13 protein-coding genes and 1 pseudogene are annotated in these 22,480 nt (G+C 64.5%); 6 read left to right on the top strand and 8 right to left on the bottom strand.

Going from position 1 to position 22,480, the window contains the following annotated elements; all coding sequences use genetic code 11:
* Positions 1-113: 113 nt before the first annotated feature.
* Both D7Y11_RS31140 and D7Y11_RS31135 read right to left on the bottom strand, forming a co-directional pair.
* Positions 114-1,985 (bottom strand): HEAT repeat domain-containing protein, encoded by a 1,872-nt coding sequence (locus D7Y11_RS31140; RefSeq protein ID WP_126935496.1) that lies wholly within the window; start codon positions 1,983-1,985, stop codon positions 114-116.
* Between the two features lie 94 nt (positions 1,986-2,079).
* A complete protein-coding gene (locus D7Y11_RS31135; RefSeq protein WP_233607438.1) occupies positions 2,080-2,487 on the bottom strand; it encodes an RDD family protein in 408 nt (135 codons plus the stop codon).
* A gap of 734 nt (positions 2,488-3,221) precedes the next feature.
* Between D7Y11_RS31135 and D7Y11_RS31130 the strand changes: the two genes are divergently transcribed.
* The 3 genes from D7Y11_RS31130 (at position 3,222) to D7Y11_RS31120 (ending at position 10,678) form a co-directional block, all read left to right on the top strand.
* Positions 3,222-4,526, top strand: a complete 1,305-nt coding sequence (locus D7Y11_RS31130) for a hypothetical protein (RefSeq protein WP_126935493.1) — start codon at positions 3,222-3,224, stop codon at positions 4,524-4,526.
* 580 nt (positions 4,527-5,106) lie between these two features.
* Complete coding sequence (locus D7Y11_RS31125; protein WP_126935492.1) at positions 5,107-5,343, top strand: YgjP-like metallopeptidase domain-containing protein; 237 nt, start codon at positions 5,107-5,109, stop codon at positions 5,341-5,343.
* Complete coding sequence (locus D7Y11_RS31120; RefSeq protein ID WP_126935491.1) at positions 5,333-10,678, top strand: ATP-binding protein; 5,346 nt, start codon at positions 5,333-5,335, stop codon at positions 10,676-10,678. The genes D7Y11_RS31125 and D7Y11_RS31120 overlap by 11 nt, the downstream gene beginning before the upstream one ends.
* Positions 10,679-10,867: 189 nt before the next feature.
* Here the strand turns inward: D7Y11_RS31120 and D7Y11_RS31115 are convergent, their stop codons facing one another.
* The gene (locus D7Y11_RS31115; protein WP_199753822.1) at positions 10,868-11,104 is read right to left on the bottom strand and encodes a hypothetical protein; all 237 of its coding nucleotides are present in this window, start codon (positions 11,102-11,104) and stop codon (positions 10,868-10,870) included.
* Between the two features lie 748 nt (positions 11,105-11,852).
* On the opposite strand from D7Y11_RS31115, the gene D7Y11_RS31100 reads away from it, so the two are divergent.
* Positions 11,853-12,530 carry a hypothetical protein gene (locus tag D7Y11_RS31100; RefSeq protein WP_126935489.1) on the top strand — a complete coding sequence of 226 codons (678 nt, stop codon included), beginning with the start codon at positions 11,853-11,855 and terminating at the stop codon, positions 12,528-12,530.
* A gap of 113 nt (positions 12,531-12,643) precedes the next feature.
* On the opposite strand, the gene D7Y11_RS31095 is transcribed toward D7Y11_RS31100, so the two are convergent.
* From D7Y11_RS31095 to D7Y11_RS31075, 4 genes are all read right to left on the bottom strand, one after another.
* Positions 12,644-12,934: a hypothetical protein gene (locus tag D7Y11_RS31095; RefSeq protein ID WP_126935488.1), complete on the bottom strand. Its 291-nt coding sequence runs from the start codon at positions 12,932-12,934 to the stop codon at positions 12,644-12,646.
* A gap of 54 nt (positions 12,935-12,988) precedes the next feature.
* Positions 12,989-14,548 (bottom strand): hypothetical protein, encoded by a 1,560-nt coding sequence (locus D7Y11_RS31090; RefSeq protein WP_126935487.1) that lies wholly within the window; start codon positions 14,546-14,548, stop codon positions 12,989-12,991.
* Between the two features lie 828 nt (positions 14,549-15,376).
* Entirely contained in the window at positions 15,377-15,856 is a 480-nt protein-coding gene (locus tag D7Y11_RS31080; RefSeq protein WP_126935486.1) for a hypothetical protein, read from the bottom strand.
* A gap of 159 nt (positions 15,857-16,015) precedes the next feature.
* A complete protein-coding gene (locus D7Y11_RS31075) occupies positions 16,016-16,666 on the bottom strand; it encodes a hypothetical protein (RefSeq protein ID WP_126935485.1) in 651 nt (216 codons plus the stop codon).
* A 1,340-nt stretch (positions 16,667-18,006) separates the two neighbouring features.
* Here D7Y11_RS31075 and D7Y11_RS31070 point away from each other — a divergent pair.
* Both D7Y11_RS31070 and D7Y11_RS31065 read left to right on the top strand, forming a co-directional pair.
* Positions 18,007-18,225, top strand: a pseudogene (locus D7Y11_RS31070) (transposase); the annotation flags it as partial.
* A 492-nt stretch (positions 18,226-18,717) separates the two neighbouring features.
* Positions 18,718-21,633 (top strand): cell wall anchor protein, encoded by a 2,916-nt coding sequence (locus tag D7Y11_RS31065; RefSeq protein ID WP_126935483.1) that lies wholly within the window; start codon positions 18,718-18,720, stop codon positions 21,631-21,633.
* Positions 21,634-21,987: 354 nt separating this feature from the next.
* Here the strand turns inward: D7Y11_RS31065 and D7Y11_RS31060 are convergent, their stop codons facing one another.
* Positions 21,988-22,272 (bottom strand): transposase, encoded by a 285-nt coding sequence (locus D7Y11_RS31060; RefSeq protein WP_233607439.1) that lies wholly within the window; start codon positions 22,270-22,272, stop codon positions 21,988-21,990.
* Positions 22,273-22,480: the final 208 nt, after the last annotated feature.

The following is a 22,480-nucleotide window of genomic DNA, read 5'->3' as shown; positions in this document are numbered from 1 at the left end:
GCCCAGCGCTGGGCCAGCGAGTTCCGCTCGCAGACGCGGCGCGCCTGAAGCGCCCCCGCCCGCGCCAGGCCCCCTCCTGCCCCGGGAGGGGCGCCCGTTCCCGCGCGGGGGCGTCAGGGCCGTCCGTCCGGTTCGACGGGGGCCAGGCGCCCGTCCACCGTGACGCGAAGCACGTGGGCCGGAGCGAATGCGCCAGCCCGGCCACACACGACTTCATCGAGTCGCTGATTCGTCGTCCCCACGACGAGGTCCCCCGCTTCATCCAGCGCGTATGCCATCGGTGCACCTGGGAGAGTCACCCAAGGCGTGGCACGCCACCGCCCCTCGGACTCGTCGACACGCACCAGGCGCCCCGTACCGCCAGCCAGGTGTGCTAGGCCCTCCACCACCACGAGGGTGCCGTGCATCCGCACCGCCTGCAGGGGGTTGGCCTGGGGTTCCTCCAGCACCGTTACCCGCCCGGCCTCATGCACCTCCAGCGTGCCCCCAAATTCCCCGTCATCCCGTCCGACGAGGCAGGCCTCCCCCATGGCTTCGAGGACGGACGCGGAGTCCCCATCAGGAACATCCGCACACGGCCCCAGCCGCGGGGGCGCCTTCGGCTTCTCCCAGTGCAACTGGAGTGAGGTGTGCCCCTGGCACAGCTTCCAACCCGCGCCGTGGCCTGGAATGACACGGGCGCAGTCGATGGAGTCCGGAGGCCGCACCTCCTGGCCGGAGAGCCCCTCCAGGGCCAACCTCGCATGGCTCCGCGCCACCGGAGAGGCGTGCGTCGCCACCACCTGCTGGAACAGCGGCACCAGTTCCTTCGCATTTTCCCGGAAGGAGTATTTGCCCAGCGCATAAACCGCCGCGGCCTGGACTTCGCTGTGCGGCGCGTACACCGCCTGGAGCAGCGCCCCGATGGCCGCTGCGTCTCCCACGCGCCCAAGGGCCTCCGCGGCCCGCGCGCGCTCCCACCCCTCCTCCCCCGTGGCCAGCAGCCGCAGCAGCGGCTCCGTCGCGGCTGGCAACGCCACGCCCCCCAGGGACACGAGGCTCGCAAGGGCCCGGGCACGGCATTCAGGCACGGCGAGTTGCCCAAGGACGCCCGGCACCGCAGCAGGACTCCCGAAGGCCACCAGCGCCTGCAGCGCCACGGGTGTGAGGCGCACGTCCGCCCGCTGTAGCGCATGCAATGCCTCGGGCTCACCCATCGCCCCTTGGCGCGCGTAGGCCGCCAGCACGGACGCCACGTAGGCCGCTCGCGGGGTGCATGCGTCGAAAACCGCCTCGCAGCCTGGCGCAGGCGCCGACAGGCAGGACGTCCCAGGTGGGCGCCGCAGCGTGGGCTCCTCCAGCTCCCGCGCGAGGAGCGTCCGCAGGCGCGGGACAAAGGTCTCCGTGTACATGGAGGCGCGCCGGGAAAGGACGTGGCGCACCAGCACCAGCGCCTCCCAGCTCGACTCCGGGTTCTCCAACACGTCCAACAGCACCGGGGTCAACGTCGGGCCGAGGTGCTCCAGCGCCGACGTGGGCGACGCCAGGAGGTGGCGCACAATGGCTGGCGCTGCTCTCTCGTCATCGAGCGAGGCGAGCGCGTGCAGGGCCAGCCCACCGGGCTCCCGCTCATACGCCTCGATGAGCGCAGGCACGGCGCCCGTGGCCTTCCCTTCCATCTTCGCCAGCGCCTGGACTGCACCGCCGCGCACGCGGCGATCCGAATGCCGAATGAGCGAAACCAGTCGAGGGACGACGTCCTCTCCCTCGCGCCCCAGTTTCCAGGCGGCACACGCCTGCTCCGGCGGCAGCCACTTCTCCCCCGTGTCGGGTCCGTGGAGTTCCTGCAGCAGCGCAAGGCACGCGTCAGCCCCCTCGCAGCAGCCCTCCCACGTCCTGGTGTCTTCCCGCTTCCACGACCGGGCACACCCCATGGACAACGCCACCACCACACACACCACCCCGGCCAACCAGCGGGGGCGCCCGGACTTCACCTCTCCCTCCATGTCATCGTCTCTCATTCTCCCCTCGTTGTCGTGAAGGGACTCCGAAACAAACGCATCAGCCAGTCACGAACCGCGCAGCGAACGAGCGCGGCACTCAAGGGGTCTTCACGACGCGGGTGCCAGCCACCCAGTCATGGAGACACCGCCGGTCCGCTCCAACGATGAAGAGGGCATCCACGAGGCCGAACCAGCCGCAGTAGCTGCAGAGCGCAATCGGGAGCGCGTTCCTCAGCAGGGCAATGCGCCACACCTCAGCCGGGAGGCCATCTCTCCGGACGACTCGAATCCCCAAGAGCCCCTTGCCGAGACTCGCCCCTGTGCCTCGAATCAGGCTCGCCTGCACGAGCAACGCGAGGAGCGCCGGGATGTACACGGCTGGAGCCTTCATCGCCGCCTCGTCCGGCACGGCCAGGCACCGGAGGACGCCCAGGAACAGGGACGGGAGCACGAGCGCGGCGCCGTCGATAAGGCTGGCCGCGAGCCGGGCCCTGCGCGTCGCCATCTCCGGAGCCGCATGAAGGCACCGGAAACACAGGCCCGCCCCCGACGCGGCACAGAAGGCACAGGTGAAGGTGCCGCAACGAGTACAGGCCAGGGCGGCGGAGAAGCCAGGATGCTCGGAGCATGGGGACTCCGAAATCGATTCAAGGGCCTCGCGGAAGTCGGACATGGAGGGCCGCAGCACAGCCAGGCCCGCCCCAAGGCAGCAAGTTCCTTCGGCGAGAAATTCCCGCCCGACCCAACAAACTCGACCCAACAGGTCCAGTCTCCTAGACCGTCCCGCCACCACCCCTGCCACCCACGGGTTGCCTCGACGCCTGTTTCCGTTGCCTAGGAACGCGTCCCGTTCAGGGAACTGGGCCCTCGGAGCGCACGGCCCCGGGCGGCTCCTCCGCGGACGTGCGCGTACACGGCAAGATGGCCGCCCCTACGACGCCAGCCGCCCCTATCGCCACGTGGAGCGCTTCGAGACGTACTGCCACCGGGCGAGGGACAGTCAGTTATCATGACGCTGGCGCTTGAGGTGTCCACGCACCTGGCACTCTATGGCCTCACGTCCGGCCGGAGCCCGCCTTGCGGGGGCTCAAGGGGTGCCGACACGAGAACGGAGGAGACCTACTCTTCCCCACCTGTTTGTGAGAAGGCCTAGAGCCTGCGCAGGTTCCAGGACTGACAGGACGGCAACGTTCTTATACGCTCTCGCGGAACTCGTCGCACCGGGGGGCAACACTTCGCATGCCAGAGCAGATTCACACCGTTGACGATGTGTTTGGGGTCTCCCGCGACCTTCCATTGAACTATGTCACCAGAGAGTCCGTCGACACCAAGCTGATGGACAACCTGTCCCGCAGCTCGCACGTGGTCATTTACGGCACCTCCAAACAGGGCAAGACTTCGCTGCGCAAGCACTGCTTGAAGGACACAGACTACGTCGTCGTCTCGTGCCAGAATCGATGGAACCTCGCCGAGACCCATGCCTCCATTCTGAAGGAGTGCGGGTACACAGTACGCCAGTCATCGTCAAAGACGGTCAGCGGTTCGCACAAGATCACCGCGAACTTTGAGGGCAAGGGTGGAATTCCCTTAATCGCGGAAGCCAAGGGTGGCGGCGGCTACGAACACCTGAAGACGCAATCCGCGACGGAGAGTCGAGCGCCGATAGAACTTGACCCCGGCGACGTCAACGACATCGTCCGGGCACTGAACGAGATTAACTTTAACAAGTTCATCGTCCTCGAGGACTTCCACTACCTCCCGGACGAAACGCAGCGTGACATGGCCTTCTCGCTCAAGGCATTCCATGAGAAGTCCAAGATTACCTTCATCATCGTGGGCGTCTGGCGGGAGGAGAACCGACTCATCGCCTACAACGGCGACTTGACGGACCGGGTATTCGCGGTCGATGTCGACGACTGGACTGCGACCTCTTTAAAAGAGGTCGTGCGCGCAGGTGAGCAACTTCTGAATGTTCAGTTCGCCGACCTTTTCATTGAGGGGCTGCTCCGTGGCTGCTTCGAAAGCGTCCATATCGTCCAGGAGGTCTGTCGTCGCTGTCTGCGCGCAGAGAGGATCTTTGAGACCCAAGCGACACTGCGAGAAGTTGGTGGGTCGACCGACGTAGCGAGGCTGATCAAGCAGGTCGTCGATGAGCAAGGGGGGCGGTACAACGGCTTCATCATGAACTTCGCCGACGGCTTCCAGCAGACCGATCTGGAGATGCCTAGGTGGATTATGTACGTCCTCCTGAAAAGCTCTGTCGACCAGTTGCGGGACGGGTTGCGCTTGAGGGAAATCTCCCGCCTCATCAAGTCTGCGCATCCCAAAGGCGAAGACCTTAACAACGGCAACATTACGCAGGCGCTGGTCTCTGCGTCGTCCTTGCAGCTGAAGAAGAACATCCGCCCCATAATCGTGGACTACGACACGACGAACCGGAACTTGCAGGTCGTCGACAAGAGCTTCCTGATTTGGATCGCCAGCCAGGATCGGGACGAGCTTCTGTCCGACTTGGGCCTCAGCGTCACGGAGGAGAAGGACTGACCCTGGAAAAAGCCCGAAACGCGAGGCCTGTGCCGGCGAAGCGAAGTAGGAGTCGCCACATGAGCCGCACAGTCTTGAAACTCGTGCGGGCACACCCTGTGCCCGCGCCCCCACGGCCTCACCCACCAGATTCATCTCCCGCGACGGCAAGGCCTTCCGCCCCATCGGATGAACCTCGTCGGAGATTAGGCCGAATGGAGATGTGCTGCGACTTCCGCTTTCACAGTCCCTGCTGCGCGCTCCCTCCCTCGCATCTGACACCACACCCGACCTGTGGGCGGAGGTATGCCAATCAGGACTGACATGACTTGGCGCACTGGGTCGAGAGCACCCCTCGGGCTTCAGGTATTTCTTAAACACCCCTTACGCTCAGAAGGGAGCAGTTGGAGATGCCCCGTCGAATCGGACATGGCCAGTGGGGTGCCGTCGTAAGTCGGAACTCGAGAGGGCAGGCATCGGCGTACGCCATGCTGGTACGTATATCTCCCATACACCATCACGCAGGGCTTAACGTGGCGTCAGCGCGGACATTACGCCGCCACCGAGCTGGGGGAAGCGCAGGGTGAATCGGGTGCAGTTTATGCGTCGGACGTTGGGGACTTGCTCGTCGGAGGGAACCTGCGCGCTGGCCAGTCACTTGGTCGACCGGGACCCGCGCTTCCAGGACTTCGTCATCACCCACGGGTCGCTGAACCTTCGTGTGCCGCCCCACGGGGGCCTCTTCAAGGCGCTCATGAGCACGAACATCCCTGGCTGGCGCGAGCTCGAAGAGCAGCGAACCTCTCGGCCGCTCTGTGGAGGTGGCCGTGGCCAGTAACGTCGCGCCGCCGAAGAACACTGGAGGTGGCGGCTTCGTCTTCGAGGAAGACGTCTGCGCCTGGTTGCTCGCGGCCATGTTGGTGGGAGACCTCGTCTTCGGAGTGGACTGCGGCCCTCCGGTTCGCCTCGACTTCCAAACGCGCCCCGATGGCTGGTTCCTCGACGACGTCCTGGTAACCACAGCCGTTGGGGCGAGTCGCCACCGTTTCGCGCTGTCGGTCAAAAGCAACGCACAGTTCACGGCGACATCCGCCCCTTCCGATTTTGTGACGGCGGCGTGGGAGCAATGGCTCCACATCAAATCGACGGTATTCGACGCATCACTCGACTTCATCGGGCTCGTGACCGCCCCCCTGTCGGGTGCTGCCACAAGTTCTGTGTCTGGACTGGTGGAAAAGGCGCGCGTCAACGATCCGCTCCTATTCCCCGCTCGCCTCGCAACGCCGAATTGGGCAACCGCCGACGAGCGAGCTCTGTTTGCGAGCTTCGCCTGCCCTGCTTCGATTGGGCACACGACGACGGATGTTGATACCGCTCGTCTGCTACAGCGCCTCAGGTTCCTTCAGCACGACTTCGGGACTCTCGTATCCGCGTCGCAAAACAGCGCTCTTGAGCTTTGTCGTCGCGCGGTGCGCAGTCACACCTCGACCGACGCGCAGTCCTTGTGGAGCATCCTTCGCAAGGTCGCGTCTGAGCTACGCCCGCAGGCCGGCAGCCTCAACCTGGGTGGGCTCATCGACCGGCTGCGTACGCGCGTAGTGCTCGCCGACTACCCAGACCATGCTGGGGACTGGGTGACTCTCGATGGGCGGTCCGCGCGAGAGGCGGGGCTCGTTCGAGACTCGATCGCTGACCGCGTTCGCATACATCGGGAGGACCAAGTCGCACAGGTCATCAATTCTCTCTCGGCTGATGTCCAAGTCGTGCTGCTTGGCGCTTCCGGCATGGGAAAATCCGCTTTGGCGAAGGCTGCTTTCGAGCGCCGACACGGGAACGGCGAGAGGACATTGTGGGTCGATACGTCCTCGCTCGATCGTGCGGCTGACTTCGGGGCGTTCGAGGCATCACTTCAGCTTCGGCATCCTTTCGCCGAACTGATTGGGAAGGAGACCAGCCGAGACCCGGTCGTCATCATCGACGGTCTCGATCGCCTGTACACGCGCCACGCGTTCCGCAACGTGGCATCGTTGCTTCGAACAGTGGGGGGCGCGCCACACACGACCCGATGGCGTGTCCTTGCAGTCTGTCAGTCGCAGGAGTGGCCTCGGGTCCTCGATGAACTTCAGCGTGCTGGTGCTTCCGTGTCTAGCTGGCGCATACACGAAGCCCAGGCACCGCAACCAGCCGACCTTCAGCCCGTGTGGGAAGTCGCTCCGACGTTGCGGCGCCTCCTTCTTCAGCCCCGGGTAGGAACTCTCCTTACGAACCTGAAGCTCCTCGATCTCGTTGTCCGACGCCTCCTCGGCGGGACCGACATCGACGCCTCTACCTGGGTTGGTGAATCGAGCATTGCCGAATGGTTCTGGAGCGCAGAGGTTGATCGCGGTTCAGATCGACTTGCGCGCGGGCAGTTCGCCCGCAGCCTCGCGCGGGCCCAGGCCGACCAACTCACCGTCTCCGTGTCAGTCGATACCCTTGAGGCGAATTCCCTAAACGCAGCACAGTCTCTCATCGCAGACCAACTTCTTGTGCAGTTGCCGGGCGATCGCCTCGCGTTCGCACACGACCTCTACGGCGACTGGGCTCGCCTTCGCATTCTGCTGAACCATCGAACCGACCTCACGGCCTTTCTCCAAGGGCGCCACGAATCGCCCCTTTGGCACCGCGCAATCCGCCTCCTCGGGATTCACCTGCTCGAGCGAGAGAAAGGAGTCGACGAGTGGAAGACGCTGATGTCGTCCTTCGACAGCGGCGAGATGACCATCATTCGAGACCTCCTCCTTGAGGCCCCCGCGTTCGCCATGAACGCGGGACCACTGCTGGACCGCATTTTCCCTGACTTGGTCACTGGTGATGGGGCATTGCTCCAACGCCTGCTAACGCGCTTCCTAGCGTTCGCCACGGTCCCCGACGAGCAAATGCAGGGGGTCGCTCGAAACGTCGGAATGGACGCCAATGAAGCGCGCGCCGCCTTTCGGCGTCCTCACTGGCCGTATTGGTTCGATGTCCTCGCAGTCCTGCACGCTCATCGCGAAGAGGCTTTGAGTGCGGCCGCGTGCGAGGTCGCGAAGGTCGTCGAGATGTGGCTGGTATCCGTTCCTCCGGGTTCCAGCCGGCGACGCGAAGCCGCTGAGCTTGCGGTCATGCTCGGGCAGAGGGCCGTCAATTCGCGCGATGATTATCGCTGGAGAGGGGAGCGTGGACGATTTTACAAGTGCGCCCTCCTGGCAGCACCCGAGCGACCAGACGATGTCGCGCATATCGCAAAGACCGCGGCTGAGCGCATTCCCCGCCCCGCGATGGCGGAAGACGACGCGATGGCGGAAGACGACGCGATGGCGGAAGACGACGCGATGGCGGAAGACGACGCGATGGCGGAAGACGACGCGATGCCGCTGCGTCCCCCCCCTAACATGTTCAGCACCGGGCTCATGCGTGGCCCATGGCCTGATGGCCCGCTCGCGCGTGTCGATGATGAGTTCCAGAGCGTCGTCCTGGATAGTCTAGATATTCAGCACCTCTATCGAGTACGTCCGATGATCGCCCTCGAGGTCATCCTCGCAACGCTAATCGAGGCGCCGTACGAGGTGTATTGGGGTAGCAGTCGGCTCCACGAGCGAGAACTCGAGTTCGTTCACAGAGTCCAATGGCCTCCAACCCTCTACACGCAGGGCCCGTTCCTCTTCTGTCTTCGGGAGAACTTCGCGGAGGGGCTGGAGCTGATCATGCGGCTCCTCGACTTTGCCACAGCACGAGCGAGCGAGCGTGCCGCTCAAGAACTCAGCGAGTGGCGCGAGCGAGCGATCTCAGAGGGCCACAGCGAAACCGAGATTGACCAAAGAATTGCTGCCGCGCCACCTCGGCGTCTACTACTGCACGACAATGGCATCGAGAACCAGAGCTTCGAAGGCGACGCGCTCGTCTACGGCTGGAGTTCCGGCTTGGGAAATCCGCCCGACGCCATCGAAATAGCCCTTATGGCGCTGGAGCAGTATTTCTATATGCGCATCGATGCCGGGGACGACATCACTGCGAGCGCCGCCGCCGTTCTTGCACGAAGTCGCTCGGTTGCGGCGCTGGGAGTGCTCTGCGATATCGGCAAGCGTCAGCCGAAACTTTTTAACGGACCGCTGCGCGCGTTGCTGTCTGCTCCTGAACTCTATTTGTGGGAGATCAGGAAGCTGGTAAATGGCCGCTCGCACATGATGATCGGTGCGTACAGACATGGTCAGCTCTTCATCAAGCTTGCCAAGCAATTCCACGAATTGGAGCACAGAAATCATGACCTTCGGCGTGTAGCGACGATGCTCTTGCTCGAGAGCGAAGAAATGCAGTCCTTCTTCTCCTCGGTTCGCGCGTGGTGGAAGAAGCGACGGGCTGACGGAGAGCGCCTCGTCGAGATGACGGATCAACTCGATCTCTGGCTCGACCCGGCCAACTATCAAACGCGGGAGGACCCGAAGCACGGATTGGTCATCGTCAACGTCGCGATCGAGCGAATGCAAACCGAGAGATCAAACGAGCACCAAGCAGTCAACGATCGGATGCTCGTCACTAGTTTCCCTATGCGCTGCCGCACGATCCTCGATGAGCGAAGAGTCCAAACCGATCCCCAGCTCGAGGAGCTGTGGCAGACATGGAATCGCATTCGGGAACTTGCCAAGACAGGACCAGCTCTTCCTGGTGGCGAGGAGAGACTTGGTGATGAGTACGTCAACGCGTTCACCGGCGGCATTGCCGTATTGCTCTGGCACGATGACTGGCTGTCCCGACATCCGACTCGGCGCGAAGAGGTTGCTGCCACGCTTGAATCTTTTTTGAGCGGCGCCCCCCCGGAGCAAGACGAACTTGTTTACGAACGCGACGCCTCAACGTGGACATGGGACTGTTTTCTCGCTGAGTTGGCCGCCATGTTGTGGGCACGTGAGCCGCAGGATGCTCGGTGGCGGCGTCTTATCGCCCAGATGGTCTTCTCAAAGAAGTACGCCGCGGTGCGTCTACTGTTCTCGCGATGCGCTGAGCATCGAGCAGCGCTTGGTGACGACTTCGGGCGTTTGCGCCGGCTCGCGGTCGACTGGGCGCATGTTCGGGATCACGTCGACGTGTTGCGTAGTTGGCAGCACATGGTCCCGCCAGGCGATGTAGTGGTGCGAGAACGACTCCAAAGCGAATTGACGGACTGGTGCGAGGAGATGATCACCGCGTTCGTCGATGGCAAGCTGACTCCCCTGCATGTTGGCTGGGACCGGTTCGACGAAGCGAGCCGCTTCTCCGAGTTCGATACTCTTCGCCACAGGTCGCCCGGCTCCAGTCTGATGGACTTCCATCTCGTGCGCTGCAGCCATGAGTGGCTGCCTCTGCCCGATGAAGCACTAAGCCCGGAGGAGCGAGCGGGTGTTATTCAGTTCTGGCGGGTCGCGCTCGATATCGTCGCGGCGAGACCGCGCTCCGACTTGCAGCGACGTGAGCATCAGTACCCCCACGAGGATGAAGTGTGGGTGCTTGAGAACGTGGCATCGGTGGTGCTGCAACTGCGCCCGACCGAAAATCCCGAGCTGTTCTGGGCAGCGATCGTTGACCTCCACAGTGAGGCTCACGACTGGCCGGAGAAGTTCATGAACGCACTACACCGCCGTGCCCTTTCGTCCGAACAGACGCCTGCGACCTATGCCCCACTCATTCGCCAGATGTCGCAGCGCGCCTTCTCAGATATCGCCGGCACGCGACGATGGCCTTGGCATGAAGAGGTGTGGGATGCGCTGATCGGGATCCATTGGTGGCTCAGAGACGTGTGGGCTGAACGTCACGCCCACCACGTCGTCGGCATCTGGGACGTCATCTCTGCATGGATGGAGAAGGCCCCACAGGATGGAAGGCGACTGGGCAAGTTCGCTGGATGGCTGTCGAAGCCTGCGGCGGCAGCAATTCGACTGCGCACGCTGGCGTGGTTTCTTAAACGTCTCCAAGCTGACGAAAAACATTCCGTCTATCGCGACGATGACGTTAGCGACGATCTCGCGAAGCTCCTAAACGTGGTCTGGGACCAAGATCAGAGTCGCCTGCGCGCGACGAGTGAATCGTTCGCGGCCTTTCGTGGTCTCCTCGCATGGCTAGTCGCGCGCCAGAACTCTCTCGGGCTAGAACTCCAAGGGCGCATCGGAGGGCTTGCATGACCGCGCCCTCCTTCGACCTCACGCCGTTTCCGGGCCACGACGAAGGTCAATTGTGCCTATCTCAGAACTCGGTCGCCGCATCCTGAGCGCGTCAAGCCCCCGTCAAGCAGCGCGTCAATGCGAGTGACCGAGGCGCGCGCGGCTTCGCGCGTCCCTGCTCGGCGAGGCGGTCCGAAATCACCTTCAGGCTCACGACCATGCCAGGTCGATGTGGGGAAGCGGGTCCGCGGGCATTTCCACCTTCGCGGTTCGTGCCTCGCGGAAGGCTTCGCCCAACACGCCGCAGCCCGGGTCCGCGCGCGCCTGGCCGTCCAGCCAGTAGCGGCTCTCCGTCTTCACACTCAGATGGCTCTGCATCCAGCCGGCGAGCATCGGCATCTGCTCCTCGACGTTGGAGCGTGGCAGCTTCGCGCCGCGCGCCAGCACCGTGCTAAGGAAGCCCTGGACGGCACTCGCCCGGACAGCCCGCGCATAGGCGAGCTGCTCGTCGCTGACGGCGTGGAGGGGCGGTACCTCCAGCCCCCCCCTCCACGGTCAGGACCACGCGCGGCAGCATGACGTGGACACAGCCCGCCTCGAGCTGGTCCGCGAGCGCGTCAGCCGCATCACGTCGCTGGGCCGCGCGTGCGGCCCGGGCAGAGGTGATGCCGAATCGCTCTTCCAGGGACTGGAGCACGGGCCCCATCGTGCGCGGCACCTCGTCGTCCACCCCGAGGACGGCAGCATGGAGGGCGCCAGCTTCGTCCGTCACCTCGACGCAGGCATCCCGGGCCCGCCGGGCACTCGCGACGCTCCGCACGCGGTAAAGCCCCGGCATCGACACCCGCACCGTGGCCGTGCCGCTGCCCTGGCGGTTGAGGTCTACCGTCCCACGCAGCCACCGCACTCGCCACTCAGCGCCCGCAGGCTGGAGTTCGGAGACGCCGCCCCGCCGTTCGTGGACAAATACCTCCACTGTCAGATCCCGCCCGCCATAGGCCTCCTCCCCCACATCCTGCATCAGCCGCATTCGCATGGTGGGCGCCTCCGTCAGCAGTGGGCGTCGGGCGCTCGGGCGGGGCAATACCCCGAGGGAGGTAGAGGCCAGCGGAGTATAAGGCTCGACTTTAGAGGATGTGTGTATGCTGCCGCCTGCGAGTTCACCGCTCGCCTGCCCCAGCGAAAGGAGGGTCAAATGACCAGGTCCCGATCCACGCCATCCCCAGAGGAAAGGCTGCAACAGTTCTTCAAGTTCTGCGACGTACTCGAAGCGCACCCCTTCTACGCCGCGCATGCGGGAGGTTCGACCCTCCGAGTTGAAGCCTCTTTCCCAGAGGATGGGCCCGATACGGTAGAGGTCAACTTCGATGTGTTTCACCTCGAGAGCCTATTAGGCAGGCTTAGGCAGTTCCTGTCGGACGGCGAACTTTTTTTCTTCAAGGACGTGCGTCGGGAGATTATTTCCCTGTTCGGCGACGATGACGAGTTCAGGAGCTTCTACGACAAGCTGGTTGCGATCATTGGAAAGCCGTATCCGGAGCGCTCGGTACAGGTGTTCAAAGCAAACGGAGTAAACGTTGTCGCCGGGTTCACTTTCAAGCAACTGGCCGAGGCACAGTTATACACAGGCCCGCTCCATTCTGATCGACTCATTAATCCAACTCCCGGCACCGCAGAGGACAGCCTGCCCGCCTCACACGAGGCAGCCAAGAAGCACCTCGTTCTCGATTTGGCCTACAGCGCGATAGCCTTCGTCAGAAACATTCTGGTGCTCAGAAATTGGGCCCATCGCCGAGCGAGGGAGACCGGAAAGCTCGACCTGTTCCCTGAACTCGTGACATTTGACGCACGGGCGCGCGCTGCGGGGGTGTAGGACGGCATCCACACAGGAGAGCCAGGCGCACTGAGGGCGTCGTCAGAACAGCCTATCTACCGAGGCGGCATCCTTCCTGAGCCAAGGGGAAGGAGGTTCCGTCCGGAATGGCGCTACGAAATGTACCGCCGCCACAGAACGCTCAGCGACTCCACGGGTGGGTCGACCTCTCGGCCCTGTTCATTCCTGATGACGTAGAAAATCTCTCCGTCGGGGCTGGCCGTCTTGATCGCCCGTTTCCCCTCCATGACCCACATGGAGACCGCGCGCAGGCCAGGCGCCGAAGCAACCTGCCCAGCACCTGGAGAAGGGATGGCTTCCTCCTTGAAGCCGAGCGCCCTTTCCTCCTCCGACACCGTCGTCGGGTGGAGGCTGTCCGGCTCTGCCTCATCGTCGCGATGCATGCGTCCTCGCTCCTCAAGAGTGCCGACCTGTAACGGCGGGGCACATCCACTCGGCTACGCCTTTTCACCCAGCCAGTCGGCGAATTTAGCAGTGCCAAGCGCCACGTAGGCGTCGACGGCATCCTTGCCCGTACTGAAGCTCACCCGCACTCGACGGAAATGTTCCGCGGGCAGCCTTGATTCGACTGCGCTCTCCGAGATCTTGAATTCGCGTGCGAGCAAATCTCGCAACTGCGCGCCAACCCAACGCCGTGACGCCCCCTCCCACCAGTAGTTCGGGTCCGGCCACTGCCCCACGCTGGAGGCCCCGAGACGAAAGCCGCCATAGGTATCTACGACGCATCCTGAATCCCGCACGGCCCTGTACGCAGCGAGTGCCGCAGCACGCGCCTTTTTGAGGAGCAGGTCAGGCTCCTTCGTGGCGCGCCCAGTCCATTCGCCCAGGAGTTGACGTTCGTGCCGAACCCCCGGCTTCCCCCTCCGCAGGTTTGAAGCGTCGCATTCCACCAACTTCCCCTGCGGATGCGCGCCCATCTCACGCTCGAGGACAAGCTCGACTTCATCTCGTACCCCGTCGGGCCGACACACGTCGACGATGCAGTGGGCGAGAACCTCAACTGAGGGGGAGATTCTCACCGGACGAGAGGGAGTCCGTGGAGAGCTCGTCCTGGCGCTTCCGCCAAACCTTGAGGCCCACAAATCGTTCCGCGAAGACGAGTCATAAACCTCTTCCTGTTTCCGAACGCGCTGGGCCTCGGCCTCGCCAGCGCGCCGAGCCTCGGCCTCGCCAGCGCGCCGAGCTGCGGCCTCACGAGCGCGCTGAGCCTCGGCCTCACGAGCGCGCTGAGCCTCGGCCTCGCGAGCGCGCTGCGCCCGGAGTTGGTCTTCCGCTTCGCGTGCGCGCTGCCTCCGCTCCTCAGCCTGCCTCTCGCAGGCAGCTTCATAGTCCTGCGCCGCCTGGCAGCCCTCACAAAGCCGCCGGCTCACAGGAAGTACCGCCTGCTTCAACGGCAGGGGCGAGGAGAAGCGCCACGTTGGCGCGGTCTCCGTCCCTAGCAGCGCCCAGGCATCCACCTCAACCATCTGCGCCCCAGCCACCGTGAGGGCACCAATCTTCCTCGGTGAACAAGGGTGAGCAGCCCGGACTTCGAACGACAGGAGCGGAACACCGGCGCGCAGTAGGACCACATCCGGCTTCAGGGTGCGTCGAGGGTCCAGCCAGTGCTCAATGCGGATGGCATCGCCCGGCTCGGTGAGCACGGCCTCGTGCGATAGGCCTGCCGCGCATCGCAGGCACGGCTGCTCCACGACGAGCGCCCCACCCTTCTCGCACAGCTCCTGGAGTTGCGTGCGGAGGTGGAGCTTCGCGGCAAAGTGCAGACCTCCCTCACCCTTGGCGCCCCAACAGGGGCGCTGCTTGGCAGTTCCTCGCTGGTGCCTGAAAAAGGAGCGTACCGGGATGCTGCCGACGCGCATGAATGCGGAGACCGGCTCCAAGGGTTGACCGCAGTCCTCGCTCGGGCAAAACGCCGCGCCCTCGGGTTGTCCCTTGAGGGCTAACGCCTCCACCACCTGGATCTGACCGCCTCCCTTGCGCACGGCAACGGTAAGCATGAACTCCCCGACCAGTTCGTTTGAGCGTCGCAGCCATCTCTCGGAACAAGCCCCCGAAGCGTCGCACGACTCGCCCACAAGCACCGCAGGAGCCCCGGAACGAGCTCCAAGCCCAGGAGGGTCTGCGTCACTGCGCCTGCTTGCCAGTTCGCCATCTGACCGAGAGCTGCTGAGGTTTATTCATCCTCGGAACGCCCACGGGCACCGCATGGGAGCCAAGTTCGGGCGCGCCCTACGCCCCACTCCACACCAGGGTTCGTCGGCTGGTGGCGGTAGCGGCGGCAGTGCCGGACCGAGCCAGGCCCTGGGCTAAGGCGTGTCTGGCCCAAGGCCACCCGCGGAGGTTTCGGATACGAGCCAGCCCCGGCACGCCAGGCACGCGCGACGCACCGCCCCACGGGTACAGCCCGGGAGCCGTCATCCGCATCACGGCCGTGCCGCTGCCCAGGCGGTTGAGGCCCGCCGTCCCAGAAACCTTCGTAGGCGACACTCAGCGCCTGCGGACTGGAGCTCAGCAACCCCACCCCGCCTCTCGTGGACGGATACCTCCACCGTCAGCTCCCGCCGGCCGTCGGCCTCCTACTCCACGTCCCGCGCCAACCGCATCCGCATGGACGGCCTCCTCCGAGAGCAGTTGGCGTCGGGCACGCGGCCAGGGGCAATCACCCTGGAGAGGTAGTCGTCAGCGGCGAACGTGGGGGGACGCAGGCCCAGGGCGGCCACAGCTCCCCTGATCCTCCGTTGTGCAGCTCAAGAACTCGGTCGCTGCAAAGTCCCCCTGTGCTGGAGCCTTGATGCCGGGCGAGACACCGACGCCGCCCCCCCCGTTCAGCGATACTCCTTAAGCGCGGGTATTTTCCTGGAAATGCCACGGCAGGCAATATCCTTGTATCGCATCCCCTCGGAGCTCCTCCGAACGACGCGCATTCCGCCGCACGACAGGAATGGCTTGAACTTCTTCATGCCTGTGGGCTCCTTCAGATGCACGTAGCGCTCCCCGCACTCAGGACATTTCAACAGGTCGGGGTTTGACGCCAAATGCTCCAGCTCGGCCAAAATGGATGAAAGCGCCTTGGTGAAGGATTTAACCGAAAACGCTCTATGGATTGTGCCAATACACGGTTGCTGCCTGCTCAACTCCAGGCCCAACTCGACGTGCTCTACAATCACGGCAGACCACGACGCTGCGATTTTGAAGGCCCCATTGGCAGTGGGGCGTGTGAAGTGGGCCAGTGAGTGGCTCAGGAGTCCAGGCGAGTCTTCAGTGAACCCGTTTGCGGTCAGCAGTCGGCGCGTCTCTTCAAGCATCGTATTCCCTCACGCAAGGTCGCCTATCTCACCAGTCACTGAATGGGCCAACTGAGGGCTGTGCCTACCCCAACTCAGTCGCAGTGTCACGCCAACGCCAGACTCAGTAGTGCGTCAAGGCGAGCGCGCGAGGCCAACGAACTCCGGCCCCGCCCGCACTTATTTCCCCCATGTGTTATTGAAGGCTAGCTTGGCCCTTTCTTTCTCAAGGACCGCTACCGCATGTTGCTTTTGTCGAGCCTCCGCCCAGCGCTCCTTGTATGGCTTCAATGCTACGCGGACCCTTTCCGGCATCGTCTTCAGCTCGCCGCCGAACCCAAATGTGTAGCGACCAGGGTGGGAACTGTCAGGCGACCATAAATCATAGTCCCCCCGACCACGGCCGCCTACAAATCCGTGTTCGGCAAGTGGTTGAGCGATGAAGCCATACGTTGTCCTTGCAACCTTCCACCACGTTTGACCGGTCTCCTCGGTCACGGTCCACGGCAGGCCATTCAATGCCTCCTTGCTCGTGTGCGCCCATGACCCGAGGCGATTCAACTCTTGTTCAACGAGCGAGGGCAGTCGCGCCAACGTAGCATCAACGGCCTGCTTCAACTTTGGCAATTTGGCCGCGAGTTCTGCATGCCGCTTCGGGTTGCTCGTGAAGTGCCCCTCGGCAGCATTCTTTGCAGCCACCCCAGACCACTCCACGACCTCCGCAGAAACTGCTGCGACAATGCTAGGCACCAACGCCCCCATCTCCTTCAGCAGTTCCCGGAGGCGCGCTTCCTCTGCCTCAATTTGTTGGCTCATTTCGTCGACGTCCATCGAACGACTCCTAGGCTTGCAAGATTGATCTAAGGCCTAGCCCTGAACAGGTGGGCAGTCAATATGCGTCGCTCCTCTCCTGGATGTTGGAAGGAGCGCACCCTGCCCCTTCTGCGGATCCGACCCAAGTAGGGACGAAGCAGGACCGCGGCATCGCGTCCAGCCATGCATTGGTGGAGGACCCGCGGGAGCGGATGCGCGAGGCACAAACGCCCCTTGGCACTGCCTAGTGGTGTCGCGTACGGCATGAAAGCCGTGAGCCCCCTCCTCCAAATCATGCGACTTTCACCCACATCAACAACCGCGGGCGGAAAGCTGACAGCGGCCCTTCGCCATGACATCCGGGCACATACGAAGTGAAGTTTGCGGACCTTCAATCGGTCCCCGATTGAAGGGGGCCCCCAGCCCTCTCATTGGAACCACTGAATATTACTCGGCTTCCTGTTCCTCAGAGATTTTGAGTCCTCTCAGAGAAACGCCGAGAACGAGTTCGCACAGGGCTTCAGTCGGGGAGCTACTTGAAGGGCCCTACCAACTGGTAGGGCCCTTTTTGTTTAACACGGGCCTCGCGATGACATCGCGGGGCCTTCGTGCTTAAGCCGCTGAATCCCAAGGGATTTTGGCTCGCGGTGCTGAAGAGGGCGCTCTCGACTCTCTACCCCGCAGAGCAAGAGACCCCCTCTTCTCCGCCACCAACTGGGCTCTCTGGAGTGCTCTTTCGCCCGTTTTGGGGAGAGAGAGGCCGAGAGTGGTTAACAAGTGCTGTTAACTTTTGGGGCGGTGGTTAACAATATTCCCCCGGTGACCCGCTCTTTCCGCTCTGAGGTTTCTGGGAAGGCGTCTCTCTCTGCTTTCTGGTTGCGTCTCTTACCTGCTTTGCTGGTCCCCAAGGGGGCGGCGCAAGGTCGGGAGAAGCCCTCCCAGTCAGCACTCAAAGTGAAGGCCCGTCGGAAGCCTCGGATCAGCCGCCTCCGCCACCGTTTCACGGGGGGTGTTTGCCTGCCACGCGAGGTGGACGGCACTCCGGTCCGGAGCGCCCCAAGAGCCTCCGAGAGCGCCAAGACTCCGCACAATGCCCACCCTCCTGCGAGTTCGTGGTGCTTCGGCGGTCCCGCTGGTGCGTGGCGCATCCAACGCCTCTCAGTCCCAAGGCGCCCCGCGCCAGGCAACCCCGGAGGAAGGGCCTCCTCCGGGAAGCGTCGCGCTTACCCAGGTGGGCAGCGGAGAGCCAATCTCCAAATTGAGCGAGACAACCCGCTGAAGTCTGATGGGTTTCCGCAGCGGTTCGATACCTGGCGGCAGGTGTGAGCGAACTCGACGAGCGAGTCTGGGACGAGCGTGGCGTGAAAGTGATTGCCCCACACCGCAGGGGCCGCAAGCGCAAGGCCCCCCAGGACGGGCGCGAGCCGCGGCGCTACGAGCGATACTGGAAGGTGGAACGCTACTTCGCCTGGCTCCGCTTCTTCCGGCGCCTCGTCACCCGCTACGAGGTGAAAGCCGAGAACTTCCTCGGGTTTCTCCACCTCGCCTGCGCTCTCATCCTCATGCGCCAATTCTGAGATCGGCTCTGCTGACGCAGAGCAACTCAAACATCACGCAGCGGCCACGAACACAGCACACCCCAATCGACTCCCTCTTGGTCGGACGCCCGAAGAGCAGGGCCTCCAAGGGCCTCGTGCCCCACGAGCTCGACGAAGCCCACAGTTCCAGGCACGCTCCAGATCACAGGATGTCAGCACCGTTCTGCTGACGTCACGAGCCGGTCACAGCCACGGTCACGAGGCTTGCCTGGAGGCCCACCCCTCGGGGTGCCGACCGCCCTTCGGCCCTTGCACCGTGCGCAGATATCTTTGGGCTTCGCGTTCTCCAAGTACTCCGCGTGACCGCATGGACAGGACTGCCACCTTCTTTCGATGACACCCGACGATCCCAACCATTTCACGGCAGCTTTCCCGTGTCATGACAGTCGATTGCGCTTCGCACTTCGGGGTCCTTCACATGGCCGATTCCTGGACCTCCAGTCCGGTGAGTCGACACCCGATCGAAACCCCATGACCCCATTCCGAAGTCTGTGGCTCGCGGCCGCCCTACTGATGGCCGCCTGTGGAACGACTGAGCTCGCGCAGCCCGACGACGTACAGGATGCGACGACGGCCCAGGGCCTCTCCACGCTCTCCGTGCGAGGAACCACCAGCGCGAGCGGCCTGGCCACCACCACCCTCTCCATCCCCACCCCCGTCGGTACGGCCGCCGGAGATGTGCTGGTGATGCAGCTGAGCAATCGCGAGGCCGTCACCGCCGTCGCCACCCCACCCGCTGGCTGGACGCTGCTGCGCTCCGAGCAGAGCGCCTCGGCCATCAAGTCCTGGCTCTTCCTCCGCGTGGCCAGCGCGGCCGAGCCGAGCAGTCACACCTTCACCCTCGACCTCGCCAGCTCCATGGCGGCCACCCTGGTCGCGGTGTCGGGCGCGGATCCGCTCCAGCCGATCGACGTGCACGTGGGCCAGAAGAATGGCAACAGCGCGAGCCTCGCGCTGCCCGTCGCCACCACGTCGTCCGCGAACGGCCTCGCAGTGTGGTTCTCGGCCCAGGTCTGGGGAGGCGCCGCGTGCCCCGCGGTCCACACCCCTCCGACGGGCTTCACCGAGCAGCTCGACACCTGCCTCGTCTCGTCGTCGCTCGGCGTGCTGCACAGCGCCGCCACCTCGGAGCTCGGGGCCGCAGGTGCCCAGCCCGCCTTCACCGGCAGCTCCACGCTCCCCAACACCAACATCACGCACGCGGTGGTGCTGCGTCCCCTCCAGCCGCCGGCCACCGGGGAGATCACCCTCGTCGGCACCACGCACGCGAGCGGCAAGACGGTCACCAGCCTGACCCTCTCGACCCCTACGGGCGTCGCCGCCGGTAACGTGCTGCTGGCGCACCTTGCGAACCGGAACCAGATCGGCGCCGAGCTCACCCCGCCTGCGGGTTGGACGCTGGTGCGCACCGACATGAGCACCTGGAGCATCCGCGGCTGGGTCTTCGTCCGCGTCGCCACCGCCAGCGAGCCCGCGAGCCACACGTTCCAGAGTTCCATCGCGAGCAACCTCGTCGGCAACCTCGTGGCGTATGCCGGCGTCAATCCGGCCAACCCGATCGACACGCACGCCGGCAAGAGCAACAGCGGCTCGACGGCCTTCACGACGCCGCAGCTGAGCACCTCGACCGCGGGCGGGGCTGCCGTCTGGTTCGGCGCGCAGGCGTGGACCGGCGCCGCGTGTCCGACCCCGGCGATCGAGCCCCCCGTGGGCTTCGCCGAGACCTACGACACCTGCTTGGTGTCCTCGTCCCAGGGCCTCGTCTTCAACGCCGCCTTCATGCCCCTCGCCGGTGCCGGCATCCAGGGACCGTTCAACGGGAGCTCGACGTTCGCCGAGACCAACGTCGCGCAGGTCGTCGCCCTTCGCCGCGCCGAGGTCGCACCGTCCTCGGGGGTCGCGTTGCGTGGGAGCTCACGCCACAGCGGCCTGTCGATCGCTTCGCTGTCGATCCCCAAGCCGTCGGGGACCGAGGCCAACGACGCGCTCATCGCGCGGGTGACCGTGCGCAACAACATCTCCGCGACCGTCACGCCGCCCGCCGGCTGGACGTTCCTGCGCTCGGAGCAGAGCGCCTGGGCCATCCGCACCTGGATCTTCTACCGCGTCGCGGGCGCCTCCGAGCCCGCGAGCTACGCGTTCGGACTGGACGCGACCACCCACATGGCGGGGAGCGTGGAGGCCTTCAGCGGCGTCGATCCGATCCAGCCAATCGACGTGCACGCAGGCCAGAAGAACGGCGACTCCGCGTCGTTCACCGTGCCCGACGTGGTGACCGGCAGCGCGGGTGGCCTCGCCGTCTGGTACGGCTCACAGGTCTGGCCGGACGCCACCTGCCCTGCCACCGGCATCGAGCCGCCGCTCGGCTTCACCGAGGCCTTCGACGCGTGCCTGGGTCACACCAATGGACTGCTCTTCAATGCGGCCTACCGGTCGCTCACCGCGCCGGGCCTCCAGACGGGCCTCTCCGGCAGCTCCGCGTTCGTGCAGACCAACACCGCGCACGTGATCGTCCTGCGCGCCGCCAACGCCCCCAGTTGCATGGTCGGCGACACGTACGCGAGCACCTTCACGCTCCAGGGCACCGTGACCGCGCCGGAAATCGTGGAGCCCTCGGGCCTGGCCGCGAGCCGCGTGGTCGGCAACGCGCTCTACGTGCACAACGAGGACACCACCGCGATCGTCGCGATCAACACCCTCAACGCGAGCACGATCGGCACGTTCAACGTGACCAACGTGACGCCGGCCGACTGGGAGGACCTCGCAACCGGGCCCTGCCCGAGCGGCTCGTGCATCTTCATCGGTGACATCGGGAAGTGGAGCGCCAACTTCCCTCCGGGTGGCAGCCCCACGTCGTTCACGATCTACCGCGTGCCCGAGCCGGATCTCGCCAACGGCCAGACCTCGGGGGGGCTCGTCGCCGAGGCCTTCCCGTTCGTCTATCCGGACGGCGCGAAGGACGCGGAGTCGCTGATGGTGCACCCCACCACCGGGGACATCTACGTCGTCACCAAGAACGGGGGCACGGGGCAGAGCGGCGTGTACAAGTTCCCCCAGCCGCTGACGCCGGGCGTGCAGGCCACGCTGATCCACGTCCACACGATCCAGCTGCCGCTGAACGGAGACGACAACTTCTCGGCCGCGACCGCGGCGGCGATCCACCCATGCGCGGATCGCTTCCTCCTTCGCACCTACCGCACTGTCTACGAGTTCCGTGCGACGCCGGGACTTGGCTTCGAGTCGGCCGTCTTCGCGACGCCCGTCACGCTGACCGACACCTCCGAGGGCCAGGGTGAGGCGATCGAGTACGAGGCCAACGGCGCGAGCTACTTCACGATGAGCGAGAGCCCCTCGCCCTTCAGGCTCAAGCGCGTGCCCCTGCGGTAGGACCGCGTCGACACGCCGAGGAGCAAGGCCGGTCGTGGGGCACGTCCCCATGGCCGGCCTTGCTGTTCCGAGCTGGGAGCTCGCGCTCGGCGCCGCCGTTCACGCGGTGTGCCTACCCAAAATTCAGTCGCTGCGTCATGAGTGCGTCAAAACGCGCGTCATGACGTGAGCGATTCGCATGACGAGCCGCTGGGTCCTCCCTTCCGCTTGACAGAGGTCGGAATTACGCCCGGCGCAGACGCCTCAACACCTCGCGCTACCTGCGTGTGGGCACTCCCCGCCCCTCCTGCGAACGCAGGTAGCCTGGTGCAGCACGCGCGGGTCTACGAGGGTGTTCTTGGAAGGACCGAGACTCTACGCAGCGCGGCGCTCGTACCGGTGGTGGAGCCCGAAGACTTCCCGTAGCTCTATCACCTTGGCTCCGTGCTCCGGGCCCTGCACCTCACGCGTCTCGGGCGCATCTTTCCCGAGCGACAGGTGCGTCCGGCTCGCATTGTAGTAGCGCTGGTACTCGCGCAGCAGGCGCCGAGAGTGGGCTTCGTTCAGGACGACGACATGGTCCAGCGACTCCCTACGTATCGAGCCGATGACTCTCTCCGCATAGGGATTCTGCCACGGACACCGTGCTGCACTCGGCACCTCGCGAATCCCCAAATGGGTAAGCGTGGCGAACACCCTCCGAGTAGAGCTTGTCCCTATCTCGGTGCAAGTACCTCGGAGGTAAGCGTTCAGGGGGCTGGGCGACCGCGAGCGTGAGCTGGATTCAGGTTCCGGGCAGCAGCGATGGTGCGGGAGCGCCGTGGAGATGGGCTTCAAGGGACGCAGTGAGAGCGTCAAGCACGTTGCG

Origin of the sequence: Corallococcus sp. AB018, from assembly GCF_003986945.1 — a bacterium.
Classification (GTDB): Bacteria; Myxococcota; Myxococcia; order Myxococcales; family Myxococcaceae; genus Corallococcus; species Corallococcus exiguus.
Note: the sequence above shows the minus strand (reverse complement) of the source record. Positions and strands in the feature narration are given on the sequence as shown.